This is a genomic window from Thiospirillum jenense (assembly GCF_014145225.1).
In the GTDB taxonomy this organism is placed as follows: Bacteria; Pseudomonadota; Gammaproteobacteria; order Chromatiales; family Chromatiaceae; genus Thiospirillum; species Thiospirillum jenense.
In genome coordinates this window covers 119,366-139,991 of record NZ_JABVCQ010000006.1, presented here as the reverse complement: position 1 = coordinate 139,991, position 20,626 = coordinate 119,366, and the positions used below count along the sequence as shown (strand labels likewise).

The 20,626-nt window shown below is 53.1% G+C and carries 17 protein-coding genes and 1 pseudogene; 9 read left to right on the top strand and 9 right to left on the bottom strand.

What is annotated here, in order from left to right; all coding sequences use genetic code 11:
- Both HUK38_RS04145 and HUK38_RS04140 read left to right on the top strand, forming a co-directional pair.
- Positions 1-193 (top strand): annotated as a pseudogene (locus tag HUK38_RS04145) (hypothetical protein); the annotation flags it as partial.
- 21 nt (positions 194-214) lie between these two features.
- Positions 215-2,926 carry a diguanylate cyclase gene (locus tag HUK38_RS04140; RefSeq protein WP_182582752.1) on the top strand — a complete coding sequence of 904 codons (2,712 nt, stop codon included), beginning with the start codon at positions 215-217 and terminating at the stop codon, positions 2,924-2,926.
- Positions 2,927-3,022: 96 nt separating this feature from the next.
- Here the strand turns inward: HUK38_RS04140 and HUK38_RS04135 are convergent, their stop codons facing one another.
- Positions 3,023-6,244 carry an Eco57I restriction-modification methylase domain-containing protein gene (locus tag HUK38_RS04135; RefSeq protein ID WP_182582750.1) on the bottom strand — a complete coding sequence of 1,074 codons (3,222 nt, stop codon included), beginning with the start codon at positions 6,242-6,244 and terminating at the stop codon, positions 3,023-3,025.
- A gap of 49 nt (positions 6,245-6,293) precedes the next feature.
- On the opposite strand from HUK38_RS04135, the gene HUK38_RS04130 reads away from it, so the two are divergent.
- Positions 6,294-6,557, top strand: a complete 264-nt coding sequence (locus HUK38_RS04130; RefSeq protein ID WP_182582748.1) for a hypothetical protein — start codon at positions 6,294-6,296, stop codon at positions 6,555-6,557.
- 7 nt (positions 6,558-6,564) lie between these two features.
- On the opposite strand, the gene HUK38_RS04125 is transcribed toward HUK38_RS04130, so the two are convergent.
- The gene (locus HUK38_RS04125; RefSeq protein WP_182582746.1) at positions 6,565-7,773 is read right to left on the bottom strand and encodes a tetratricopeptide repeat protein; all 1,209 of its coding nucleotides are present in this window, start codon (positions 7,771-7,773) and stop codon (positions 6,565-6,567) included.
- Positions 7,774-7,999: 226 nt separating this feature from the next.
- Complete coding sequence (locus HUK38_RS04120) at positions 8,000-9,628, bottom strand: Do family serine endopeptidase (RefSeq protein ID WP_182582744.1); 1,629 nt, start codon at positions 9,626-9,628, stop codon at positions 8,000-8,002.
- Between the two features lie 61 nt (positions 9,629-9,689).
- Here HUK38_RS04120 and HUK38_RS04115 point away from each other — a divergent pair, with 61 nt between their 5' ends.
- On the top strand, positions 9,690-9,848 hold the full coding sequence (locus HUK38_RS04115) for a hypothetical protein (RefSeq protein ID WP_182582742.1): 159 nt from the start codon (positions 9,690-9,692) through the stop codon (positions 9,846-9,848).
- Between the two features lie 135 nt (positions 9,849-9,983).
- Here the strand turns inward: HUK38_RS04115 and HUK38_RS04110 are convergent, their stop codons facing one another.
- The 3 genes from HUK38_RS04110 to HUK38_RS04100 form a co-directional block, all read right to left on the bottom strand.
- On the bottom strand, positions 9,984-10,193 hold the full coding sequence (locus HUK38_RS04110; RefSeq protein WP_182582740.1) for a YgaP family membrane protein: 210 nt from the start codon (positions 10,191-10,193) through the stop codon (positions 9,984-9,986).
- Between the two features lie 141 nt (positions 10,194-10,334).
- A complete protein-coding gene (locus HUK38_RS04105; RefSeq protein ID WP_182582738.1) occupies positions 10,335-10,595 on the bottom strand; it encodes an FmdB family zinc ribbon protein in 261 nt (86 codons plus the stop codon).
- A gap of 138 nt (positions 10,596-10,733) precedes the next feature.
- Positions 10,734-11,954: a LysM peptidoglycan-binding domain-containing protein gene (locus tag HUK38_RS04100; protein WP_238787443.1), complete on the bottom strand. Its 1,221-nt coding sequence runs from the start codon at positions 11,952-11,954 to the stop codon at positions 10,734-10,736.
- 84 nt (positions 11,955-12,038) lie between these two features.
- Here HUK38_RS04100 and def point away from each other — a divergent pair, with 84 nt between their 5' ends.
- From def to HUK38_RS04075, 5 genes are read left to right on the top strand one after another with little or no spacing between them, the layout of a single operon-like run.
- The gene (gene def, locus HUK38_RS04095; protein WP_182582736.1) at positions 12,039-12,587 is read left to right on the top strand and encodes a peptide deformylase; all 549 of its coding nucleotides are present in this window, start codon (positions 12,039-12,041) and stop codon (positions 12,585-12,587) included.
- An 18-nt stretch (positions 12,588-12,605) separates the two neighbouring features.
- The gene (gene fmt, locus HUK38_RS04090; RefSeq protein ID WP_182582734.1) at positions 12,606-13,559 is read left to right on the top strand and encodes a methionyl-tRNA formyltransferase; all 954 of its coding nucleotides are present in this window, start codon (positions 12,606-12,608) and stop codon (positions 13,557-13,559) included.
- Positions 13,552-14,892: a 16S rRNA (cytosine(967)-C(5))-methyltransferase RsmB gene (rsmB, locus tag HUK38_RS04085; RefSeq protein WP_182582733.1), complete on the top strand. Its 1,341-nt coding sequence runs from the start codon at positions 13,552-13,554 to the stop codon at positions 14,890-14,892. Before fmt ends, rsmB begins: the two co-directional genes overlap by 8 nt.
- On the top strand, positions 14,889-15,458 hold the full coding sequence (locus tag HUK38_RS04080; RefSeq protein ID WP_182582731.1) for a DUF4390 domain-containing protein: 570 nt from the start codon (positions 14,889-14,891) through the stop codon (positions 15,456-15,458). The genes rsmB and HUK38_RS04080 overlap by 4 nt, the downstream gene beginning before the upstream one ends.
- The gene (locus HUK38_RS04075; protein ID WP_338065355.1) at positions 15,440-17,620 is read left to right on the top strand and encodes a sensor histidine kinase; all 2,181 of its coding nucleotides are present in this window, start codon (positions 15,440-15,442) and stop codon (positions 17,618-17,620) included. The genes HUK38_RS04080 and HUK38_RS04075 overlap by 19 nt, the downstream gene beginning before the upstream one ends.
- On the opposite strand, the gene HUK38_RS04070 is transcribed toward HUK38_RS04075, so the two are convergent.
- The 3 genes from HUK38_RS04070 to HUK38_RS04060 all read right to left on the bottom strand — a co-directional run bounded on the left by HUK38_RS04070 (position 17,596) and on the right by HUK38_RS04060 (position 20,515).
- The gene (locus HUK38_RS04070; RefSeq protein ID WP_182582729.1) at positions 17,596-18,468 is read right to left on the bottom strand and encodes an Lcl C-terminal domain-containing protein; all 873 of its coding nucleotides are present in this window, start codon (positions 18,466-18,468) and stop codon (positions 17,596-17,598) included. The two genes, HUK38_RS04075 and HUK38_RS04070, sit on opposite strands and share 25 nt — an antisense overlap.
- Before the next feature lie 4 nt (positions 18,469-18,472).
- Positions 18,473-18,787: an iron-sulfur cluster assembly accessory protein gene (locus HUK38_RS04065; protein WP_182582727.1), complete on the bottom strand. Its 315-nt coding sequence runs from the start codon at positions 18,785-18,787 to the stop codon at positions 18,473-18,475.
- Between the two features lie 108 nt (positions 18,788-18,895).
- Positions 18,896-20,515 (bottom strand): methyl-accepting chemotaxis protein, encoded by a 1,620-nt coding sequence (locus HUK38_RS04060; protein ID WP_182582725.1) that lies wholly within the window; start codon positions 20,513-20,515, stop codon positions 18,896-18,898.
- Between the last annotated feature and the right edge of the window lie 111 nt (positions 20,516-20,626).

Sequence of the window (20,626 nt, the reverse complement as noted above, 5' to 3'; positions counted from 1 at the left end):
ACGGTTTTATCAAGAGGTTTTCACAGAAGGGAAACAAGAAGGGCGTGAAGAAGGTGCCAAATCCGCATCTCTCCGCATTGCCCGCAGTTTGCTTGACATCATTCAAGATGATCGCGTGTTGGCGCAGCATACGCGATTGACTGAATTAGAAATTCAGCAGTTGCGCAATAACAAACCACCCGCTGTTTATTAAACCCTTGATCCAGAGGTTGCGATGATTAAACCAGCAATTTGGATGCGTAACCGCTTGTATGAATCCTATTGCCGATTGGATATAACCGTCTTGGTGCTGGGATTATTAGTGACGGTGAGTGGTGTTTTATTAGCACATATTTGGGATAATGAACAGCGCACCGATGCTTTTTATGCAGATGCGGACATTCGCGGTATTGAAATCCAGCAGCAATTGAATCGGTTAGTTGCCGATGTGCAAGCCGTTGCCCAGTTTTACGATGCCTCCGAATCCGTCACGGCGGGCGAATTTGAACGCTTTGCCCGCCCGTTTATTGAACGTCATCCGATTATTCGAGCGCTGTCATGGGCGATGCGCATCACGGCCGCCGAGCGCGGCACATTTGAGGCGCAGCAGCGGGTGGACGGTGTCACCGATTTTGCCGTGCATCAATTCGCCACTGCCGCGCCGCAATCTGATTTATTCCCGATCACGCGCATTGTGCCGCTGGCGAAAAATGCGCCCGCCCTCGGTTTTGATTTGGGGTCAGAAACGCACCGCCGCGCCGCGCTTGAACAGGCGATTAACACGGGTCAACCGGCCGCGACGGCACCGCTGGAATTGGTACAGGAAACGGCTGACCAGCGCAGTTTGCTGGTGCTGGTGCCGGTGTTTCACGCGGGCGATGAGCGGACGCGCCACACGCTGCGCGGGTTGGCGGTCGGGGCATTGCGCTTGGGCGAATTGGTGGAGGAGGTGTTAAAAGCACTGCCGCCGCAACCGATTGATTTGGTGTTACGCGATCCGAGTGCCGCCGGCGACGCGGGTGTGCTGCATGTGCATTCAGCGCACCCGCAGTCAGTGACACGCCACACGCTGCACCGGTGCCTGACGGCGGCGTTTCGCCATGAGATACCGCTGACGATTGCCGGGCGCCAGTTGACCCTCGCCGCTGCGCCAGCAATGGGGGCGTATCCGCGCAGTTGGTGGCCGCCCGCGTTGCTGTTGATCGGTTTAACCCTCAATGCCGCGCTGTTTTTCCTGCTGCGCCATGATCGGCGAACAACGGCGCAATTGTTTGAACGCGAGGAGCGGTTGCAACTGTTTATCACTCACGCGCCGATTGCGCTGGCGCTGTTTGATCGAGACATGCGCTATGTCGTCGCCAGTCGCCGCTGGTGCCAAGATTACGGCTTGAGTGACTGCGACCTGACCGGCCAGTCGCACTACGCCATTTTTCCCGAAATCCCCGACCGCTGGCGGGTGGCACATCAGCGCGGCTTGGCGGGTGAAGAATTACGCGCCGATGCCGAGCCATTTGAACGGGCGAATGGCACGGTGCAGTGGTCACGTTGGAAGTTGTGCCCGTGGCGCGATGGGGACGGGCAGATCGCGGGGATCGCCATTTTCACTGAAAATGTCACTGCCCAGCGAGCGGCCGAGGTGGCGTTAGAAATCAGCGAAGAACGGCTACGTTTAGCGCTCGATGCCGCCCAACTGGGCATTTTTGACTGGGACATCGCCACCGATCACATTGTTTGGTCAGCGCAACACGAGCGCCTGTGGGGGTTTGCAGTGGGCGAATTTGACGGCAGTTACGCGGCATTTTCCAGTCGCGTCCATCCCGACGATTTGGCGCGGGTCAACGCCAACCACAACCGCAGCATGACTGACCGTAGCCATTTAGCCCAAGAATTCCGCGTGGTTTGGCCGGATGGCAGCGTCCACTGGATCGCCGGTTACGGTGAATTCACCTTTGATGCCGCTGGTCAGGCGACGCGGATGCGTGGTGTCGTCATGGACATCACGCCGCGCCGTGAGATGGAGGAAGCGTTGCGCGAACGTGAACATTGGTTAGCCGAATCGCAGCGCATCGCCCACATCGGCAGTTGGGTACACGAATTGGATGGGCGGATCATCTGGTCAGATGAGGTGTACCGAATGTGGCAGTTGTCACCAGCGAGTTTCACGCCGACGGCCGAGAATTTTTTGCAACTGCTGCACTTGAATGACCGCCCAGTCATGCAGGCGTGGATTGAAGACTGCTGGGCTGGCCTGTCACCGGATAACTTTGTGTATCGCATCCTGCGCGCCGACGGTGAAATCCGTTACCTGTCCGGCGGTGGCGAGTTGCAATGCGACGCGCACGGGCAACCGCTGCGCATGGCCGGCACCGTGCTAGATGTCACCGACATGACGCAAGCCTATACCATTCTGCGCGACCAGCAGGAACGTTTAGAGGAGGCGCTGGCGCTCGCCCAACTGGCGCACATTGACTCCCTAACTGGGCTGACCAATCGCGCCGGGTTTACTGAACAGTTGGCGCGCATCCATGCCACCGCCCAGCGCCACAGCCACCGTTTCGCGCTGATTAATCTCGATTTGGACGGGTTTAAGGGGATTAACGACGCCTTTGGTCACCAAATGGGCGATCAGGTGCTGCGCGATGTCGCCATGTGTTTGGTGGAAAATTGCCGCCCGGAAGATTGCGCTGGACGGTACGGCGGCGACGAATTCGCGCTGTTACTCAATGACGCACCCGACGCCGGCGCCGCCGTCACGGTGGCCGAGCGCATCCGTGATCGCATCGCCATCATGCGCTGGCAAGGCTACGGTGTCAGCGCCAGCGTCGGCGTCGCGCTGTTTCCCGATCACGCAACGGAATTAGATCAATTGATTCATTTAGCCGATGTGGCGATGTACGCGGCTAAAGCGGCGGGGAAAAATCGTGTGATTTTGGCGCGTTTCATTTGAATTAACAGACACTCTAATTGTCCCATGTGCCAGCGTGAAACCCGCTTGATTTAAGCGGATTCCAATTCAGCAGTTTTATTCTGTTAATGGTGTGCATTATGATTTCCCCGCGCCTTCCACAATGGCAATTTCATCGGGTGTCAATTCGTACAGTGCATACACCAATTGATCTATTTCCCGTTCTAATGCGCTGGTGTCCGCTTTAGGATTATTTGCTTTGGCGGCGAGGATTTGGTCAACGAATAATTCAATTGGTTGTTGTCGTTCAGGTGATGCGGCGGGAATAGGTAAGGATGATATGTACATTGGTTTTAATTCGTAAAAACCACCTTGTTTGCTTGCTGCAACTCGACAAATAAACCACCAAAGAACTTTTGAGTTCAACAATCCAAGTAAATAATTTGGTTCGTTAGTGATACAAATAGAAGTTTTATCATTAGAAAAATGCTTCTCACAATCGATTGCATATGCAGCATTATTTGCAATGGCCGGAATCACAATTTTGGGTTGCTCAAATCTAATCATATCGCCCGGAGACGCTTGTAACTCATACCATGCTTGATTTCCTGCCCGTTTTTCTAAACCATGCTTAAATTGTATGAGATGTTTTTGAATAGCAGGATATTTTTTAATATCAATACCGCGACGGGTGAAAATGAGCCATAAATTCTGCGGCTCAGTTCGCCATTTTTTCACGTCGCGCCCGCGCAAAAACGGTTTAATCATTTCGGCAGATGATTCATGTTCTTGAATAAGACGGTCACGAGTGGCGCGATCAATAACAAACGCTTCGTTAAATCCGGTCTTGATACCATAATAAAGACGGCCGCCAACATATTCTCCGAGCGGTTGCCCGGCTTTACGCAGTTTTTCTAACAATCGGAATACAACCGGTGACTCTAATTGCCAACCATCTGGTTTCAATTCATGTTGCGCAATCTGTTGACCGCGTTCACTAATAGTTTGCGTGATTCGTTCTAATTGCAAATCTTGATTCCAGGTGTAACCTAATAGTGCGGACTCTGGCGCTGGTGGCGAGCGCGTTCCAGTCAAAATAGACGCATAAGCAATTGCCTCAAAAACCGGCGCATCGCCAAAGTCAATCAATTGATGCAACGTCAATTCACGCGGCAGAAAACTACGCAACGCTTTACCATAACCGGCGCGGTAGTATTTATTAGAAGTAATAAACGCAATTGAACCGCCCGCCCGCAATAATTTAACTGCCCGCTCATAAAAATACACTAATAAATCTGCCGTGCCATTAAAACATTCATAACCCGCTGTTTTCAGTGCCGGTTTGAGTGTTTTAATTTTCTCCTGCCGCACATACGGCGGATTGGCGATTAAAACATCAAACCCTTTTTTGTAATGAAACACCTCCGAAAAATAAATCTCAAAATCAAACGTCGCCTTGCCATTCGTCAATTGCTGAATAATCGCCTCAATCTCCCGCCGATACTGCGCCTTTTGATCACGATCTGATTCATCAAAATAGCGCGGTTTTAATGTTTCCAATTGCCGAAACAACGCCTCGTTAAATAAATCTTTACTCACCCCCAACAGCGAATTGCCCACCACAATTTTATAATCCAAATTCGGCAACGGTTTAATCTGCTGGACGTTTACTTCATCCACCACCAATGACAACCACAGCCGCAATTTTGCAATCTCTACTGCGCCTGGATCAATATCAACCCCGTATAAACAGTGTTGAATTGCATGGCGTTTGAATAAATACGCCGAGCGCGGCAGCGCGGTATTAAAATACGGCGTTAATGCCAACCGCACCCGCACTATTTCCGTCATCATTCCCACCGGAAATGCACCTGACCCGACCGCTGGATCACACACGGTCATTGCCGCCAACGCCACATCAATTAACTTGGCATGACGTTGAATCGCCGCCGGCATTTCCCGCCCGGCGTAATGTGTTTTGACAGATTCATAATTCACCAATTGCTCACCCGCCCGCACCAGCGTTTCCAAATCCGCTCGCGGCACCGCCGTCAATTCAGGCGTGTTTAATTGCGTCTCCAAATAGTTAATTAAACTTTCTTGACACATGTAATGCACAATTTCACGCGGCGTATAATACGCACCCAACCCCTTGCGGCGATTATCTTCAATCAGATTTTCAAACACCTTGCCCAACATTTCGGGATCAATCGCCACGTCTTTTTCTAATGGCTCCGCCTCATTCACCGTAAAATTGTAGCGATCAAAGACATCAAAAATACCCGTGCCAACATCGCCCGCCGCCGTGCGTTCATTATTGGTGAATAATTCATTTGGTAATAAAACGTCCACCTCGCGCCAATGGTAATTCCCCAGCGGTTCAAATAACCCGCCATTCAAAAACGGCAGCCGACAATTGAATTGCGCACACCAGACCGCATGACCGCGATCAGTGGCGAGCGTGTCATACAATAGCGGCTCTAATACGTCATTAAATAAATTGGTGTATTGACCATGCGCACCATTAGTTAATTGCCGCAAAAAATCCCGCGCACCACTGCCCCAATTGCCATCTTTTGCCACGCCCAACCAACCTTTCTTTTGCAAAAAATACAAAAACACCAACTGCCCTAATAACTTTTTAATAAACTCCACCGGATTGATTTGCGCCCGCGTGAATTCGGCCGCCAGCGCCGCATCATTCGAGATCAATTCCGCCAGCGCCGCCTCGCACTGATTAAACAACTGGACATATTGTTTGAAAAACTCTTTAGTAACCGCCTCAACACTAAACGCTTCTTCAATCTCAGTTAAGGTCGGCGTCCGCCGCACTTCCTGTAATAACCCAATAAACCGCGACTGCGCGGTGTGACAACTTTCATTTGCCCCGACCAAATAAGAACTGCGTCGCGCTGGGGTTAATTGCGTTTTAATACCAACCGTCCCCGCCGCCGTTTCAATTGCGCTGTATTCCATTTTGACGTATGAAAACCGCCATTGCTGTTCACTCGGTGACACGAAAGCGACCAGCGCCGCGTCCTTTTCATTACGCTGTTTAAGATGATCGGCAATAAAATTGCGCAGCGCCGTTCGCGCCCGTTCTAATTGCGCATCATTCGTCAAATGAACAACTAAGACATCCAGTTTTTCATCATCTGGCGCGGTGTAAGTGCCGAGCCGTTCATAATGATTGACAAACGGCTTAAACGCATCTTTAATATATTTTTTCGGCCAAACCGTCGCCTTGTTTTCATCAAAATTGTCGTTGAGTAAATTGCGCGTGAATTCCAAAAACTTGCCGCGGTTAAAAGCGCAGGAAAATAGATTAGCAATATAAATACGCGCTTGTTGGGGGTTCATGGTGATTTAAATCTTAATTCCATCGCCCAGCGGGAGCGGGTTAGGGCGAGTGAGAATTCTATCTAGTTTAATGGCGCCACTTTGCAGGATTGATCTGTTAAATTCAAGCGGCGCATTTAATGAGACAGACTATGATGCTACAGTCAATCCAAGATCATTTAATTTCAACACGGCAATTAAGCCGCCAGCGGACTCTCAGAAAAAAACCGCCCTCAATCAATTAAATTGGGGCGGTTTTTTAATTATTCAGATTCACAAGCGGATTGATTTAATGCTCCCCTCCGCAAACAGGGGAGCAAGCGATTTTCATTAAAGCCGAATTAACGCACGACCATTGTCAAGCGTTGTTGATTATCCACCAACGCATCGGAACGTTGCCGCAAAGTCAATTCCAACTTGCCCATCAGCGCCGACTTTTTGCCCGACACCTGACTGACCTGAGTACCCGCCACCGGTGCCGCATTTTTCAGCACCTGCACGGCGTGCAATGTCCGCTTGACCTGTTCAACCTGCGCCTGCGCATCCCGCCGCAACGACACAGCCGCCCGCTCCAATGCCGGCGCACCGAGTTTGACCGTCGCCTTGCCAATGCGCGGCGGCGCTGACTTTGACATATCCACCATCGGCCCGGCGCTGGCTTGCTTACCCGAAGTGCCAGGTTTAGCCGTCGGCCCCGCACTGGTGGATTTACCCGCCGCTTGACTGGCGACCGACTGACTAGGGGCGGTGGATTTGCTGGGCGGTGACACCGGAATTGGCGCTGGACTGGATTTTTTCGCCGCTGGACGCCGCGACTTGGCGGGTGATTTAGGCACCGCCGCCCGCGTTGAGGGTTGTGCCGCCCGCGCTGAAGGCGGCGAATCAGCCCGCGCCCGCTGCAACTGCCGCGTCAATTTCGCCGCCACCTGATTGCGCAAGGTAATTTCCTGCTGAAATGCCACCCGCTCGGCTTCCAACTGCGATTCAAGCACCAAGCCGTCGGCATCCACGCCCGTTGCTTTGCGATACCACTGCAACGCCGACGTCCGATCTTGCGGGACGCCCAACCCCTGTTCGTAGAGCAGCCCCAAATTGGTCTGCGCCGCTGGCAACCCGCCGTCTGCGGCTTTGCGATACCAGACCGCCGCTTGAACATAATCCGGTCTGGGCAAGCCGAGACCTTTTTCGTAAATTTCGCCGACGTAATTTTGTGCCATTGCATCGCCGCTCTGCGCTTTGGGCATCAACACCTGTAACGCGGTGCTGTAATCAGAGCGGTCAAATAGCACAAACTCGCCGCCGCGAATGCCGCAATCTGACTGCGTGGTTTTAGTCCAGCGCCGCGGCGCCAGATACGTCATGTACTGCCCAAGTTGGCGGACTTGCCCGGGCAGCAGGCAATCTACCAGCACCAGATCGTCCATTTTGACCATATCCTCAGTCGCCCCGGCCGCGGCCAAAACCTCGGCGCGGTCGGGCGTTGAGACGCAAGCCATCAGCAGCGCCGTGACCAGCGCGGCTGTCAAAAGTGTGTAAAGGCGGGTGAACATGTTGGATCGTTCCCGTTCTGCGAATGAAGTGAAGAGGCGATTGTGAGTATAGCGCCGCGCTGGGAACGGTGGGGGTGGTTATGATAACGAATGAATCGAATCAATTGCGGCAAATCAATTGATTGATTGGGTGTGGTGAATAACGAACGGCCGTGTCATCATAAATCGTCATTCCAGCGGATGCGGGAATGACGACTGTATTAACTGGAGCAGTTAACAGCGATGGCTATTGCCCTGCTGCCTTCTCAAATGGCACCGCAATAAACCGCTGTTCACCGCCGCGTTCAATGCGCAATAACACCGCCGGGCGTTGATCTTTAATTGCCTGCTGCAATTGCGCACTCACATCGGCTGTTTTAGCCACCGCCTGCTGCCCGACCATTGAAATCACACTGCCAGGTTGAATACCCGCTTGCGCCGCCGCACTGCCCGGCTGCACTTGCGTCACCACCACGCCCGTCACGTCTGCATTCAAACCGTATTCAACGCGCCGTGCCGGCGTCAATTCAGCCAAATATAAACCCAATTGAAACGCAGCCGCGGGTGAATGGTTATCTGACGCGGACGGTGATAATTGCGGCAATTGCTCGGCGGTTTCATTACTCGGCATTTGACCAATCTGCACCGCCACCGTCACCTGTTGATTACCGCGCAAAACCAGCAATTGAGCCGTACTGCCGGCGGGTAATTCAGCCACGCGCCGCGTTAATTCACGGTAATCGGCCAACGCCTGACCATTTAATTGCAAAATCACATCACCGGCGCGCAAGTCACTATTCGCTGCCGGCCCGGCGGGAATAATCCCCGTGACCAAAATACCGCGGGTGTTATTTAGCCCTAAACTAGCCGCAATTTCATCCGTCACTGGCTGGATTTGAATACCCAACCAACCGCGCTCGACCGTGCCTTTTTCACGCAATTGATTAACAATCATGGCAACTGTTTCGGCCGGAATGGCAAACCCAATGCCGATATTGCCGCCGCTGGGTGAATAGATCGCGGTATTAACACCGATGACTTTACCGCTCGCGTCGAATAATGGACCGCCCGAATTACCGCGATTGATCGGCGCATCAATTTGCAAATAATCATCATAGGGACCGGATTGAATGTCGCGCCCGCGAGCCGAAATAATACCGGCGCTGACTGACCCGCCCAACCCGAATGGATTGCCAATTGCCAATACCCAATCACCGACGCGGGCGCTGGTTGACGTGCCGAGCGCGACCGCCGGCAATGGCGTCGGTGAGGTGATTTTCAGCAACGCCAAATCGGTTTTGACATCGCGCCCGACCAATTTGGCGTCAAAGCGCCGCCCGTCGGTCAGGGTGACGCTGATTTGGTCGGCATCGGCGATGACGTGATGATTGGTGACAACGTAACCTTTGGGATCAATGATGAAACCCGAGCCTTGCCCCTCTTGACGCGGTTCACGCCCAAATTGGTCGCCAAATTGCTCAAACTGGCCGTGAAAATGACGGAAAAACTCGTGCAGCGGCGAATCGTCGGGCAACTCACGCGGCAGCAGTTTTGACCAATCCCGCGCTGGTTTGTCGGGTGTTTGCAACACCGTTACATTAACCACGGCGGGCGTCACCCGAGCGGCGATGTCGGCAAAACTGACCGGCCCCGCGGTCGCCGGCGCCGTTTGCACCACTGCGGGCGGTGCGGTGGTGGCGCTGGCGGGCGGCGTTCCAGCGGCAAAACTCGGCGCGGTAATTAAACTCCCGCAGATGAGGGCAATGAACCCCGCCAATTGAGTGGATTGAACCTGCGGCGGACGTGGGAATGAACGCGGCGCAGCGCGGGCGATTGGAGAGCGGGTTTTATCAATCAAATGTGGCAGTTGTATCATTTACAGACCTCGCGTTTTTTAATGAGTTTAATTGGTAATATTTGAGTGAAGCGTTGCGCGGGTGGCAACATTGTTAAAACAAAATCGCACGTTGAGCGTGAACGTGGTGCGCGTGTTTTATAAATCAAAGGGTGAGATAGAGATTAAAATGCAAGCGGAATTGGAAGTGACGGCGGAGGTGGTGCCGTTGGCCGCTTGTGATGCGCAAATAGTCGAGTGAATAATGGTTGCGCAAAAATCGCTGTTTTATTTAATAACAAAAACAGGTTGCAATTAGTGATGACTCCATTGCAACCCGCCGTTCTGATCAAAACTGGGGTTAATTTACCCTGCGATGATCAGCGCAATTGTCAGTTTAAGCATCGCCGTCTTTATTCGTATTGATCTTGAATACGGTATAAGCGGGGCAAAAACCGACAAATGCTGTTCCCAGCGCGACCAGACCTAATACCGATAAGATAATTGAGGTGGTTTGGTCAAGGCCGCCTAACGTTGCCGCGAGAACTAATGCGCCAGCCACAGCGAAGCGCAGATTACGATCAGTTTTGCCGACATTTTTAATCATGGGTGTATCCTAAGTTCTATTGAATGTGAATGAAGCAGGGCGTGGTGATCGTGACGATCAACCGTTTCCAGTGTAGCAGTAATGTGACTGGTTGGCGTTGCGATTTGACAATCACCGTTGCTAAATGCTGCCACCGCTGGGTTAATTCAACCCACACATGCCATTGGGGCAGCAGCCGCCCGTGCCACACATCGGCGCCGGCGCGCTGCCGCTACCCAACCGACTGGTGATGACGTTGCCACCGGTGGCGAGGCGATGCACCGGCGCGTCAGCGGGCGTGTCACCGCAGGGCAGGTTGGCGCGGGCGCACAATTCACCCCAGGTTGTGAATTGTTCACTCATGCGGTGTTGCACTTCAATTGTTTGACCGTTGGCATTGCAGCGATAATCATAAGTTGGCATTGCAATTCAATCCTCAATACAGACTGGTTAATTAAATCAGGTATCAGCAGCGGGTGCTGACGAATCATAAACATCGGTCATTTGGTGGCGCACTCATCTCAATTCAAGTGTGCGCGTAATCAATCACGGTGTTGGTATTTAATGATCGGGATCCGCCACCGTCGCGCCAATTTGAATGGCATCCGTCGCGGCCATGACTAATGCAAAACTGACCCGCTCAAAGGTGCGAAAGACCAATAGAATTCCGACCCGCGTATCGGGCGCAATGTAACTATCATTATACCGCCGCGCTTCAACATGCAGCGGAAATGGCGTATTGGGTGACGGCTCATCATCCGCCCGCCAGCCGTGCAGCCGCCAATTGCCGTACCAGTATTCATGGTCAAGCGGACTTTCGCTGCGCCAATTCCAATCCATTGTTCTGGCACGCACATCATCGCGCCGCACATCGCCACCGTGATACACCGCAAACACCGTGCCCGGCACCACGCCCTCGCGCTGCCCACGATCCAGCACCACCACGTCATACCGCCCAATTTGTGACACACCGTTTAGCACCGCGATCAAATGCCCGCGCACCGCTGGCGGCGGTGGACGTGGTAAAAAATCGCGTAGCGCCTCATCCTTCACCGCCGGGCGTACCCGATCACCGACCGCCACCTCACGGTTGGCGTGTGTCACCAGCAAGGTGGCCGGGTTGCCAATATGTTTCAGTTGCGCAGTTGCAACAAACCCGGCCTCAAACCCGAGCGGTTCATTGGTTTCATAATCGCGGTATTCCCGCCCCGGGCGCAGAATTTCAAACCGATCCGTCGCGGCGGTACGAATGGCGCGCACCAGTGCCACATCACCCGGCCCGCCGATCGTTTGCCCGTCCTCGAAGCCGACGACGTAGGGCGCTTGCTCAATCTGTTTGGCATCAGCCACGACCGGCCGTGATAAAAACGCCGCGATGGCATACAGCGACACGGTGGGGATGGTGCGTTCCAGTTCTTCAACCCGCACCCGCGGCGATAATTTGAGCGTCCGCGTCCCGCCCGTCCCACGCTGCAAATGCGGTTGGCCATCCCGATACACCAGTTGCAAAGTGTCGCCCGGAAACAACTGGTTGGGATTGCCCATGCCCGGGTTATCCCGCCACAATTCACGCCATCGCCAGGGATCACGCAAAAATTTGGCGGCAATGTCCCAGAGCGTATCGCCCGCAACGACTTGATATGTCTGGGGATGATCGGGTTGCAACTCAACTGCGCTGACTGTCGTCCAATTGCCCGCGCCCAAAAGGACGAGTGCTAAAAAGGACGCGGCGGACGTGGAAATGACCTGTTGCATAGCTGATTGAATGTCTAACTTTAACATTGGTGTATCATCCCGATATTACCCGACACACTCAACTGTTGTCGGCAAATCCCAGCATTCACCCCCGCTTGCGAGTCGCACCACATGGCAAAATTAACGATTCTCACCTTCCCGGACAACCGCCTGCGCACCCACGCCAAGCCGGTAACGCAGGTCAATTCCACCATCCGCCGGCACGTTGACGATCTACTGGATACCATGTACGCAGCACCAGGGCTGGGTTTAGCCGCCACGCAGGTCGGTATTCCCTGGCGCATCGTGGTGATGGATGTGTCAGAAAACCACAATGATTCATTCGTGTTAATTAACCCAGAAATCTTGTCAGCCGACGGTGAACAGGAGCGCGAGGAGGGGTGTTTATCCGTACCGGGCTTTTATGAAACCGTTCAACGCCCCGCCACAATTCAAGTCCGCGCCTTAAATCCCGCCGGGCAGGTATTAGAATTCAGCGCCGACGGGTTATTAGCCGTCTGCATTCAACACGAATTAGATCATTTGAACGGCAAGTTATTTGTTGATTATTTGTCGGCAATTAAGCGCCAGCGTATTCGGCAAAAACTGGAAAAAGATCGGCGCTCGCCCGCAACAGCTGAATCCAATAAACCAGCGGCGCGGCGGCGGAGTGTAGGGTAGTTAATTGTTGTGATCTCCATGCCCCGTTTATTATTCGCCGGCACCCCCGCTTACGCCGTGCCAACCTTAATTGCCCTGGTCAACGCCGGCTATTCAATTGCCGCTGTGTATACGCAACCAGACCGCCCCGCCGGCCGCGGGCAAAAGTTGCAAATCAGTCCAGTTAAAGAATACGCCGCGTCCATTGAATTACCGATTGAACAGCCGCTGAATTTCAAAGACCCCGCCGCCGTTGCGCAATTAAACCAATACGCCGCCGATTTAATGATCGTAATTGCTTACGGGTTATTATTACCGCCGGCCGTATTAACCGCGCCGCGCCTCGGTTGCATTAATCTCCATGCGTCATTATTACCACGCTGGCGCGGCGCCGCACCGATTCAACGCGCCATCTTGGCGGGTGATAACGCAACCGGCGTTGACCTGATGCAAATGGACGCGGGCTTGGACACCGGGCCGCTGTTGGCGCGCCAAGTGGTAGAAATCCCACCTGATGCCACCGCCGGCAGTCTGCACGACCAGCTCGCGGCCGTGTCCGCCGATCTGTTGATTCGCCACCTGCCGGCCGTGTTGGCGGGGCAGTGCGTGGCGACACCGCAGCCGGCGGCGGGGGCGCTTTACGCCAAAAAACTCACCAAAGCCGAGGCGCAGCTTGACTGGCAGCAACCGGCGGCGGTGCTTGATCGCCACATTCGCGCATTGAATCCGTGGCCGGTGGCGCAGACGCGGTTGGGCGGTGACACGCTGCGGATTTGGGCGGCGCAGCCACTCCCCGCGCCAGCGGCGGATGCTGCAACCAACGCCGTTACACCGTCACCCGGTCAAGTCATCGCCACCAGCGCGGCGGGCATCACGGTTGCCACCGGTGACGGCCACTTGTTAATCACGCAGCTGCAACCGCCCGGCAAGCGCGTTCTCACCGCCGCCGAGTTTTTGAACGCCCGCAACTTAACTGGAGTGACCCTTGACTGAACTTGGCGCCGTGACTCGGGCGCGTGCCGCGCAAATCGTCGCGCAGGTGCGCACTGGTGGCCACTCGCTGACGGCGGCGCTGCTGGAAATGCAGCCCACCACCGCCGCGCTGGACGCCCGCGACTGGGGATTTGTGCAGGAATTGACTTACGGCACCCTGCGCTATTTGCCGCGACTGGAGGTGATCCTGCGGCAACTGGTGGCGCGGCCGCTCAAAGCCACCGATCAGGATTTAGCCGCGCTGCTACTGGTCGGGCTGTACCAGTTGGACAGGTTGCAGCTACCCGCTCATGCCGCCGTCGGTGCAACGGTCGCCGCTGCGCGGGTGCTGGACAAACCCTGGGCGACGGGGTTAGTCAACGGCAGTTTGCGGCGGTTTCAACGCGACAGCACCGCGCTGCTGGCGCAGGTGACGCGCACGGATGACCGCGCCGCGTTGCAGTGGAGTTTTCCAACGTGGCTATTAAACCGTTTGCAAACTGCGTGGCCGGATGATTGGCAAGCGATTGTCACCGCCAGTAACACCCGCGCCCCGCTATTTTTGCGCACCAATCCGCTGCGCCAAACGCGAGCGGCGTACTTGGCGGAGTTGACCGCCGCTGGAATTGACGCCGAACCGCTGCCCGATCAACCGACGGGACTGCGGGTACTTGAATCCGTGGCCGCGTCACGGCTGCCCGGCTACAGCGACGGGCGGGTGTCGGTGCAGGATGCTGGCGCGCAACAGGTCGCGGCGTTGCTTGACTGTCAGCCCGGGCAACTGGTACTGGACGCCTGCGCCGCACCCGGTGGCAAGGCCGCGCACTTGCAGGAATTGGCCGCCAATCAACTGCACCTGACCGCATTAGAGCAGGCGCCGGCGCGGCTAGTGACGTTACGCGAGGAATTTGCGCGGCTGGGTTTGACGGCGGACATGCACTGCGCTGATGCCAGTCAACCGGGCGATCAAATCTGGGCAACGCGGCGGTACGACCGCATTTTGCTCGACGCGCCCTGCTCCGGCACCGGCGTCATTCGCCGCCATCCCGACATCAAATGTTTGCGGCGCGACCGCGACATCACCGCCGTCGTCGCTCAACAAGCGCGGTTACTCGACGCGCTGTGGCCGCTGTTAACCGACGACGGCATCCTGCTGTACGTCACCTGTTCGCTGCTCCCCGACGAAAATGACCACCAGATCGCCGCATTTTTAACCCGCCACGCCGACGCCGACCTCGCACCAATCAGCGCCGACTGGGGCGTGACAACTGCGCACGGACGTTACTTATTACCAACCGCAGCGGGCAGCGACGGCTTCTTTTACGCCCGCCTGCAACGCCAGCGTTCACCATGATTGCAGCGGCGCGGACTTTTCATTTATTCCCGTATTTAATCGCGCTACTCGGCGGCGTGACCATCATTTACGCCGCGCAAGATTTTCATATTGACAGCGTCCGCACCTATCGAATTGAAAACCAATATTTTCTCAACGCCACCGTGCAATACCGTTTTAATCCACAAGCACTCGACGCATTAGATAATGGCGTTCCTTTGACATTACAAATTCAAATCCAGGTGCGCCGCAATGACGCCTGGATTTGGGAAGAAAGCCTCGCCGATTTACAATTGTATTATCAAATCCGCTATAAACCACTGTCTAAAGCCTACCTCATAACCAATTTAGCCGATCAAACGCAACGCAGTTATATTAGTCGTGATGCCGCCATTAACGCGCTGGGTGAATTGACCGACGTGCCGTTATTAACACAAAACCGCTTAAACACCCGCCGTGATTACACCGTGCAAGTGCGCGTTTCATTAGACATCGAAGCCCTGCCATTACCCTTGCGCCCAATGGCGTATTTGCATCCCACATGGCAACAAACCAGCGAATGGACTAGGTGGCCACTCACACCGTGAAGCGGGATTTCAAACCAGAACGTCATGCCGGCAGCGTTGGCGTCATCATCTTATTATTTGTCCTGCTCATTGCGCTGGATTTAATGAGCAATGCGGTACAAAATTCCGAAGCCCTCAGCCGTTTATTTCTGCCATTACTCTTTTTAGTCATTGGCGGATTAGTGGTATTGGTCATCGCGGTTGTCATCAATGTTATTAAACTCATTGAACGCTACCGCCGCCAAGCCATTGGAGCGCGTTTAACCGCTCGAATGCTCGGATTATTCTCACTCATTGCATTACTCCCCGTCGGCGTGGTCTATTATTATTCCCTCGGCTTTTTATTACGCGGCATTGATAGCTGGTTTGACGTTGCTATTGATCGAGCAATGGAAGACGCGCTCACCTTAAATCAAGCCTCGTTAGACATCAATCAACGAGTGTTAATGAAATACACCGCGCAACTGCTCTCGGGAATTGAAGATCGCTCGGTCACGGCCTTAACTTTAACACTCGGTGATTTGCGGCATCAATCTGGTGCATTAGAATTGACCGTGTTTAATACGAGCGGCGAGGTCATGGGAACAGCGAGTGATGATCCGGTGCAATTAGTGCCGAATCAACCCGACCATGAAATCATGCAACGAGTGCGCGACGGCAGTGATTATGTTGGATTAGACACGGCCGACAACGGCGAATTATTAGTGCGCGTTCTGGTGAATGATCCCAAGCATCGCGCTTTAATGATGCACGCCAGCTTTCCCACTTCCGAGCGTATTAGTCAATTAGCAAACCGCCTCGAAGATGCCTATAATCATTACCGCGAACTCGCCTATCTACGCCAATCACTCAAATTCAGTTTTTCATTAACATTATCTTTAGTATTGATCTTCGGATTATTAACCGCATTATTAGCAGCCTTCCGCACCGCGCAGCGATTAGTTGCGCCCATTGCCGATATTGCGCGTGGCACTCGCGCCGTCGCCGCAGGTGATTATGAACAGCAATTACCCGTTCCCGCCCATGCCGATGAACTGGCGTTTTTAATTGCGTCTTTTAATGCGATGACGCGCAAAGTGGCACAAGCGCGGGACGCGGCAGCGCGTAGTCAACAGGTGGTGGAAGAACAACATGCGTATTTGCAAACCGTCTTAGGGCGCTTATCATCTGGCGTGATTGCATTTGATGAACAATTGCAATTAACCACCAGTAATCCGGCCGCGCAAGTCATTCTGCGGTTGAATGAAGAACAGGCCACGCCCTTATCATTAGATGCGCTGGAACAGAGCTATCCGCATTTAATGGAATGGGCGGCGCTGGTGCGGCGGCAATCGGTGAATCATGCCGAATGGCGGGCGGAAGTGACGCTGTTTAGTAATGAAGGGCGGCAGGTTTTATTATGCCGCGGCAGTCGCTTGCCGGGGACGAGTGACGGCATTGTCGTGGTATTTGATGATGTGACTGAGTTAATTCGCGCCCAACGCAATGCCGCCTGGGCTGAAGTGGCGCGCCGTTTAGCGCATGAAATTAAAAATCCATTAACACCGATTCAATTATCTGCCGAACGGCTGCGCTATAAGTTATTAAAAAAACTGCCGCCGGATGAAGCAAACTTGATTGATCGGGCGACCACGACCATTGTGCAACAGGTCGAGGCAATGCAGGCAATGGTGAATGACTTTACCAATTATGCCCGCACCCCCGAAATGACACATGAACCCTTTGAATTTGATCCGCTCATTAATGATGTTGTGGAATTATATCGAGCGGGGCCGGTGCAATTGCAGGTGTCATTACAGGCGCCGACAGTGCAATTGCGCGGTGATGCCAAACGCCTGCGGCAGGTGCTGCACAATCTATTAAAAAATGCCAGCGAAGCACTGGATAAAACACCCGAGGGCTGTATTGGCATAACCACTGAAGTGGATACCAGCCGCGATCATCATGCCGTGCAATTGCGCATTGAAGATAATGGCCCCGGCTTTACACCCGAGTTATTAGAACGGGTGTTTGAACCTTACGTTACCTCTAAAGCGAAAGGCACGGGATTGGGATTAGCCATTGTCAAAAAAATCATTGAAGAACACGGCGGGATTATTACCGCTGACAATACCGTGCGTGGAGCGCGAGTGACAATTCGTTTGCCAATGATGATTCATCAAGGCGCACCGGCGGGTGGTTGATTAGCCGGTGGAGGATTCGCTACAGCAGGCGGATTGTTATTTGCCGGTGGCGCTGGGTTGTTATTCACCGGTGGCGCGGGTGTTTCATTAGCAGTTGGCGGTTGATTAGGCGCAGCAGGCGGCGTGTTATTCACCGGTGGGGCGGGTGTTTCATTAGCAGTTGGCGGTTGATTAGCCGGCGGAGTATTAGGCACAGCAGGCGGCGTGTTATTTACCGGTGGCGCGGCGGGCGCGGGCGTTTCATTAGCAGGCGGCGGTTGATTAGCCGGTGGTGTATTCACCGCAGCGGGTGGAGTATTTGCCGTTGGTTGATTCTCATTTGACGGCGGCAAACTACGCACTAACCGCAAATACAACACGTTTTTTTGATCGTGACTGACGCTTTCACCATAAGCAAAACTGACCGCGCCGGCACGAAATGAATTGTCGGCTTCGGGTGAATTAAACCAAAATGCACTCGCAGGTGTGCGCGGAAACCATGCCAAGTTAATGGCGGGTAATTCACATCCTGGCTCAATTAACGAGCGCAATTCTTTATCAGTGGGAATACGCCAATCATCGTAGCCAGCAAAGACCGTATTATCCGCTTTGCGTTGTGCTTGTATCCAATTAAAATAATTCGCTTTTCCCAAACGGCAACGAATACCGCGCAATCCTTCAATACATTGCTTCCACATCACATTTTGATCTTTATCATTTAATGTGCCGTCGCCATTGTCTTTAAACCGCCCGGAATCCGGGGTGGTGGATTCTTCGCGCCCACAATTGCCCGCTAGTGCTGTTGAATCATAAACATTAATGCTGCCAAGCATCACAATCATAGAATAAACAACGGGTGAAAATCGCATCGGTTTAATCCTCCACCGGCGGCCGATAACTCGGGTCTTTTGGATTAAGAAAAATGAAATGTTGATTACCATCATCAAGCGTCACGAAATCCATGACGGCCGTGTCTAATAACGTGATGTATTCTGGTGCAATGGCAATTTCAATGCCTTCAGAACGTGTGCAAATATCTTCATCAGTTGCGGTATCAAACCCCATTCGATAATCAATAGCGCCATCATCATTGCGGCGAGCGGCTAATCGCAACGCCATGCCCTCCGCCCCGCCATCATGCGCGGCTTTAATGATTTGTTGAGCAGCAGCTGGTGTGACTGTGAACATACGGTTTACATCTCTAAATAAATGAGTTAATTAGAAAACGATTGTCATTAATCCAAACTGATTGCAGATCACATCCGTCTGCAATCAATTGATTTTGGATTAACGCGATTACAGCCGGAAGCGTTTTACCAGATTTTGCAATTGCTCGGCTAACGCATTCAATTGCACAGATGATTCTTTGGTTTGACGCGCATCTTGCGCATTACTTTCAGCAGCATCCGAAATACTCGTGACATTTCGATTCATTTCCTCAGTGACGACGCTCTGTTCCTCTGCCGAACTCGCCAACTCAATATTGACACTACCAATGGTCGCTATTGACTGACCAATCATGCGCAACGCCTGATTTGCTTCAGAAGCGCTCTCCAAACTGGCCCGCGCATGCGTTTGACTTTCCTCCATCGCCAATACCGCCCGGCGGCTCACCTGCTGCAAATGCTCAATCATCGTTCGGATTTCATGCGTCGAGGCTTGTGTGCGATTAGCCAACGAGCGGACTTCATCGGCAACGACCGCAAAGCCGCGCCCGGCTTCACCGGCACGCGCCGCTTCAATTGCTGCATTAAGCGCCAGCAAATTGGTTTGCTCGGCAACACCACGAATGACATCCAGCACTTTACCGATTTGCTGACTATCATTACCCAACTCACGGATCACATTCGCGGCACCTTGCACCTCACCGCTGAGTTGTTCAATCTGTCTCATGGTGCGCTCTACCACATCTGTGCCGGTCGTCGCTGCGAGGAACGCTTCTTGTGTTTTTGTGGCACCGTGCTGCGCCCCGCGTGCCACTTCCTGCGCTGTCGCACTCATTTGATTCATTGCCGTTGCTAATTGATCCACTTCAATTCGTTGGCGACTCACACCTGCCTCGGTATGGTCGGTGATATTCGCAAGATTATTCGCTGCCTGCGCCAGTTGCACGGTCGAATTTAATACGCGACTAATTAAATCGTGGAAATTATCCATCATGTTATTAAACGCCACCTCGGCGCGTCCAATTTCATCTTCACCTTTAATTGGCAAGCGGTGGGTTAAATCACCATCACCGGCGGCAATGCCCGTCAAACTGTGCGTCATTTCATCCAGCGGTTGCGTGACAAAGTATTTAGTAAAGAAATATAACAGAATTAAAACTGGGACGCTGACCAATGAAGCCATGAAAAAAATACTGAGGCGAAACTTGCTGACCGAGGCATTGACATCTTGCAAATCAATTTCCATTGCAACGGCGCCTAATACTGATCCTTCGGGGGCAAAGCTATGACACATCATGCAGTTTTTACCCAAATAGTCTTTTGAACTGAAAACGGGCGCAACCCCGCGTAATGTAGTGCCATCTTCGGAAATGTTCATATACGGTTTGCCAGTGAGAATCACTTGCCGTTCAATCTCATCTCGCGGATGTTCATTCTCATGCCCCGCCCCGTATTGTTTAATCACATTATCACCGCGCATGACGCGCAAATCATTCAAATTACGCAATTTAACAATTTGATCTAAAAACTCAGCGCGCTTATGCACCGTACCGGTAATCATTAACGTTGTCATGCCGGCCATGGTGATTTCATGCAGCGTATCAGTGAACGCCTGCGCCTGTTCAATTGCCGTGTCGCGTTGTGCCTGCGCCGCCCACAGAATCATACCCGTCCAGGCGGGAATAAGAATTAACCACATGGCGCCGATTAAGCGCATCCAAATTGGCAGGTTGCCGATTTTGTTTAACATAACAATAACTCAATAAATAAAATGATGAATATCAACGGCGGTGGCGATCTTTTTAATGAAGGCGTACCAGTCTCGCTGTTACTGAAAGCGCAATTTAAACCATTTATACCA

Excerpts from the sequence above, each read along its gene's own strand:
- def (WP_182582736.1), top strand. The coding sequence starts at position 12,039 with ATGGCAAAATTAACGATTCTCACCTTCCCGGACAACCGCCTGCGCACC.
- HUK38_RS04110 (WP_182582740.1), bottom strand. The coding sequence starts at position 10,193 with ATGATTAAAAATGTCGGCAAAACTGATCGTAATCTGCGCTTCGCTGTG.
- HUK38_RS04080 (WP_182582731.1), top strand. The coding sequence starts at position 14,889 with ATGATTGCAGCGGCGCGGACTTTTCATTTATTCCCGTATTTAATCGCG.
- HUK38_RS04120 (WP_182582744.1), bottom strand. The coding sequence starts at position 9,628 with ATGATACAACTGCCACATTTGATTGATAAAACCCGCTCTCCAATCGCC.
- HUK38_RS04140 (WP_182582752.1), top strand. The coding sequence starts at position 215 with ATGATTAAACCAGCAATTTGGATGCGTAACCGCTTGTATGAATCCTAT.
- HUK38_RS04060 (WP_182582725.1), bottom strand. The coding sequence starts at position 20,515 with ATGTTAAACAAAATCGGCAACCTGCCAATTTGGATGCGCTTAATCGGC.
- HUK38_RS04105 (WP_182582738.1), bottom strand. The coding sequence starts at position 10,595 with ATGCCAACTTATGATTATCGCTGCAATGCCAACGGTCAAACAATTGAA.
- HUK38_RS04135 (WP_182582750.1), bottom strand. The coding sequence starts at position 6,244 with ATGAACCCCCAACAAGCGCGTATTTATATTGCTAATCTATTTTCCTGC.
- HUK38_RS04065 (WP_182582727.1), bottom strand. The coding sequence starts at position 18,787 with ATGTTCACAGTCACACCAGCTGCTGCTCAACAAATCATTAAAGCCGCG.
- HUK38_RS04070 (WP_182582729.1), bottom strand. The coding sequence starts at position 18,468 with ATGCGATTTTCACCCGTTGTTTATTCTATGATTGTGATGCTTGGCAGC.
- fmt (WP_182582734.1), top strand. The coding sequence starts at position 12,606 with ATGCCCCGTTTATTATTCGCCGGCACCCCCGCTTACGCCGTGCCAACC.
- HUK38_RS04125 (WP_182582746.1), bottom strand. The coding sequence starts at position 7,773 with ATGTTCACCCGCCTTTACACACTTTTGACAGCCGCGCTGGTCACGGCG.
- HUK38_RS04100 (WP_238787443.1), bottom strand. The coding sequence starts at position 11,954 with ATGTTAAAGTTAGACATTCAATCAGCTATGCAACAGGTCATTTCCACG.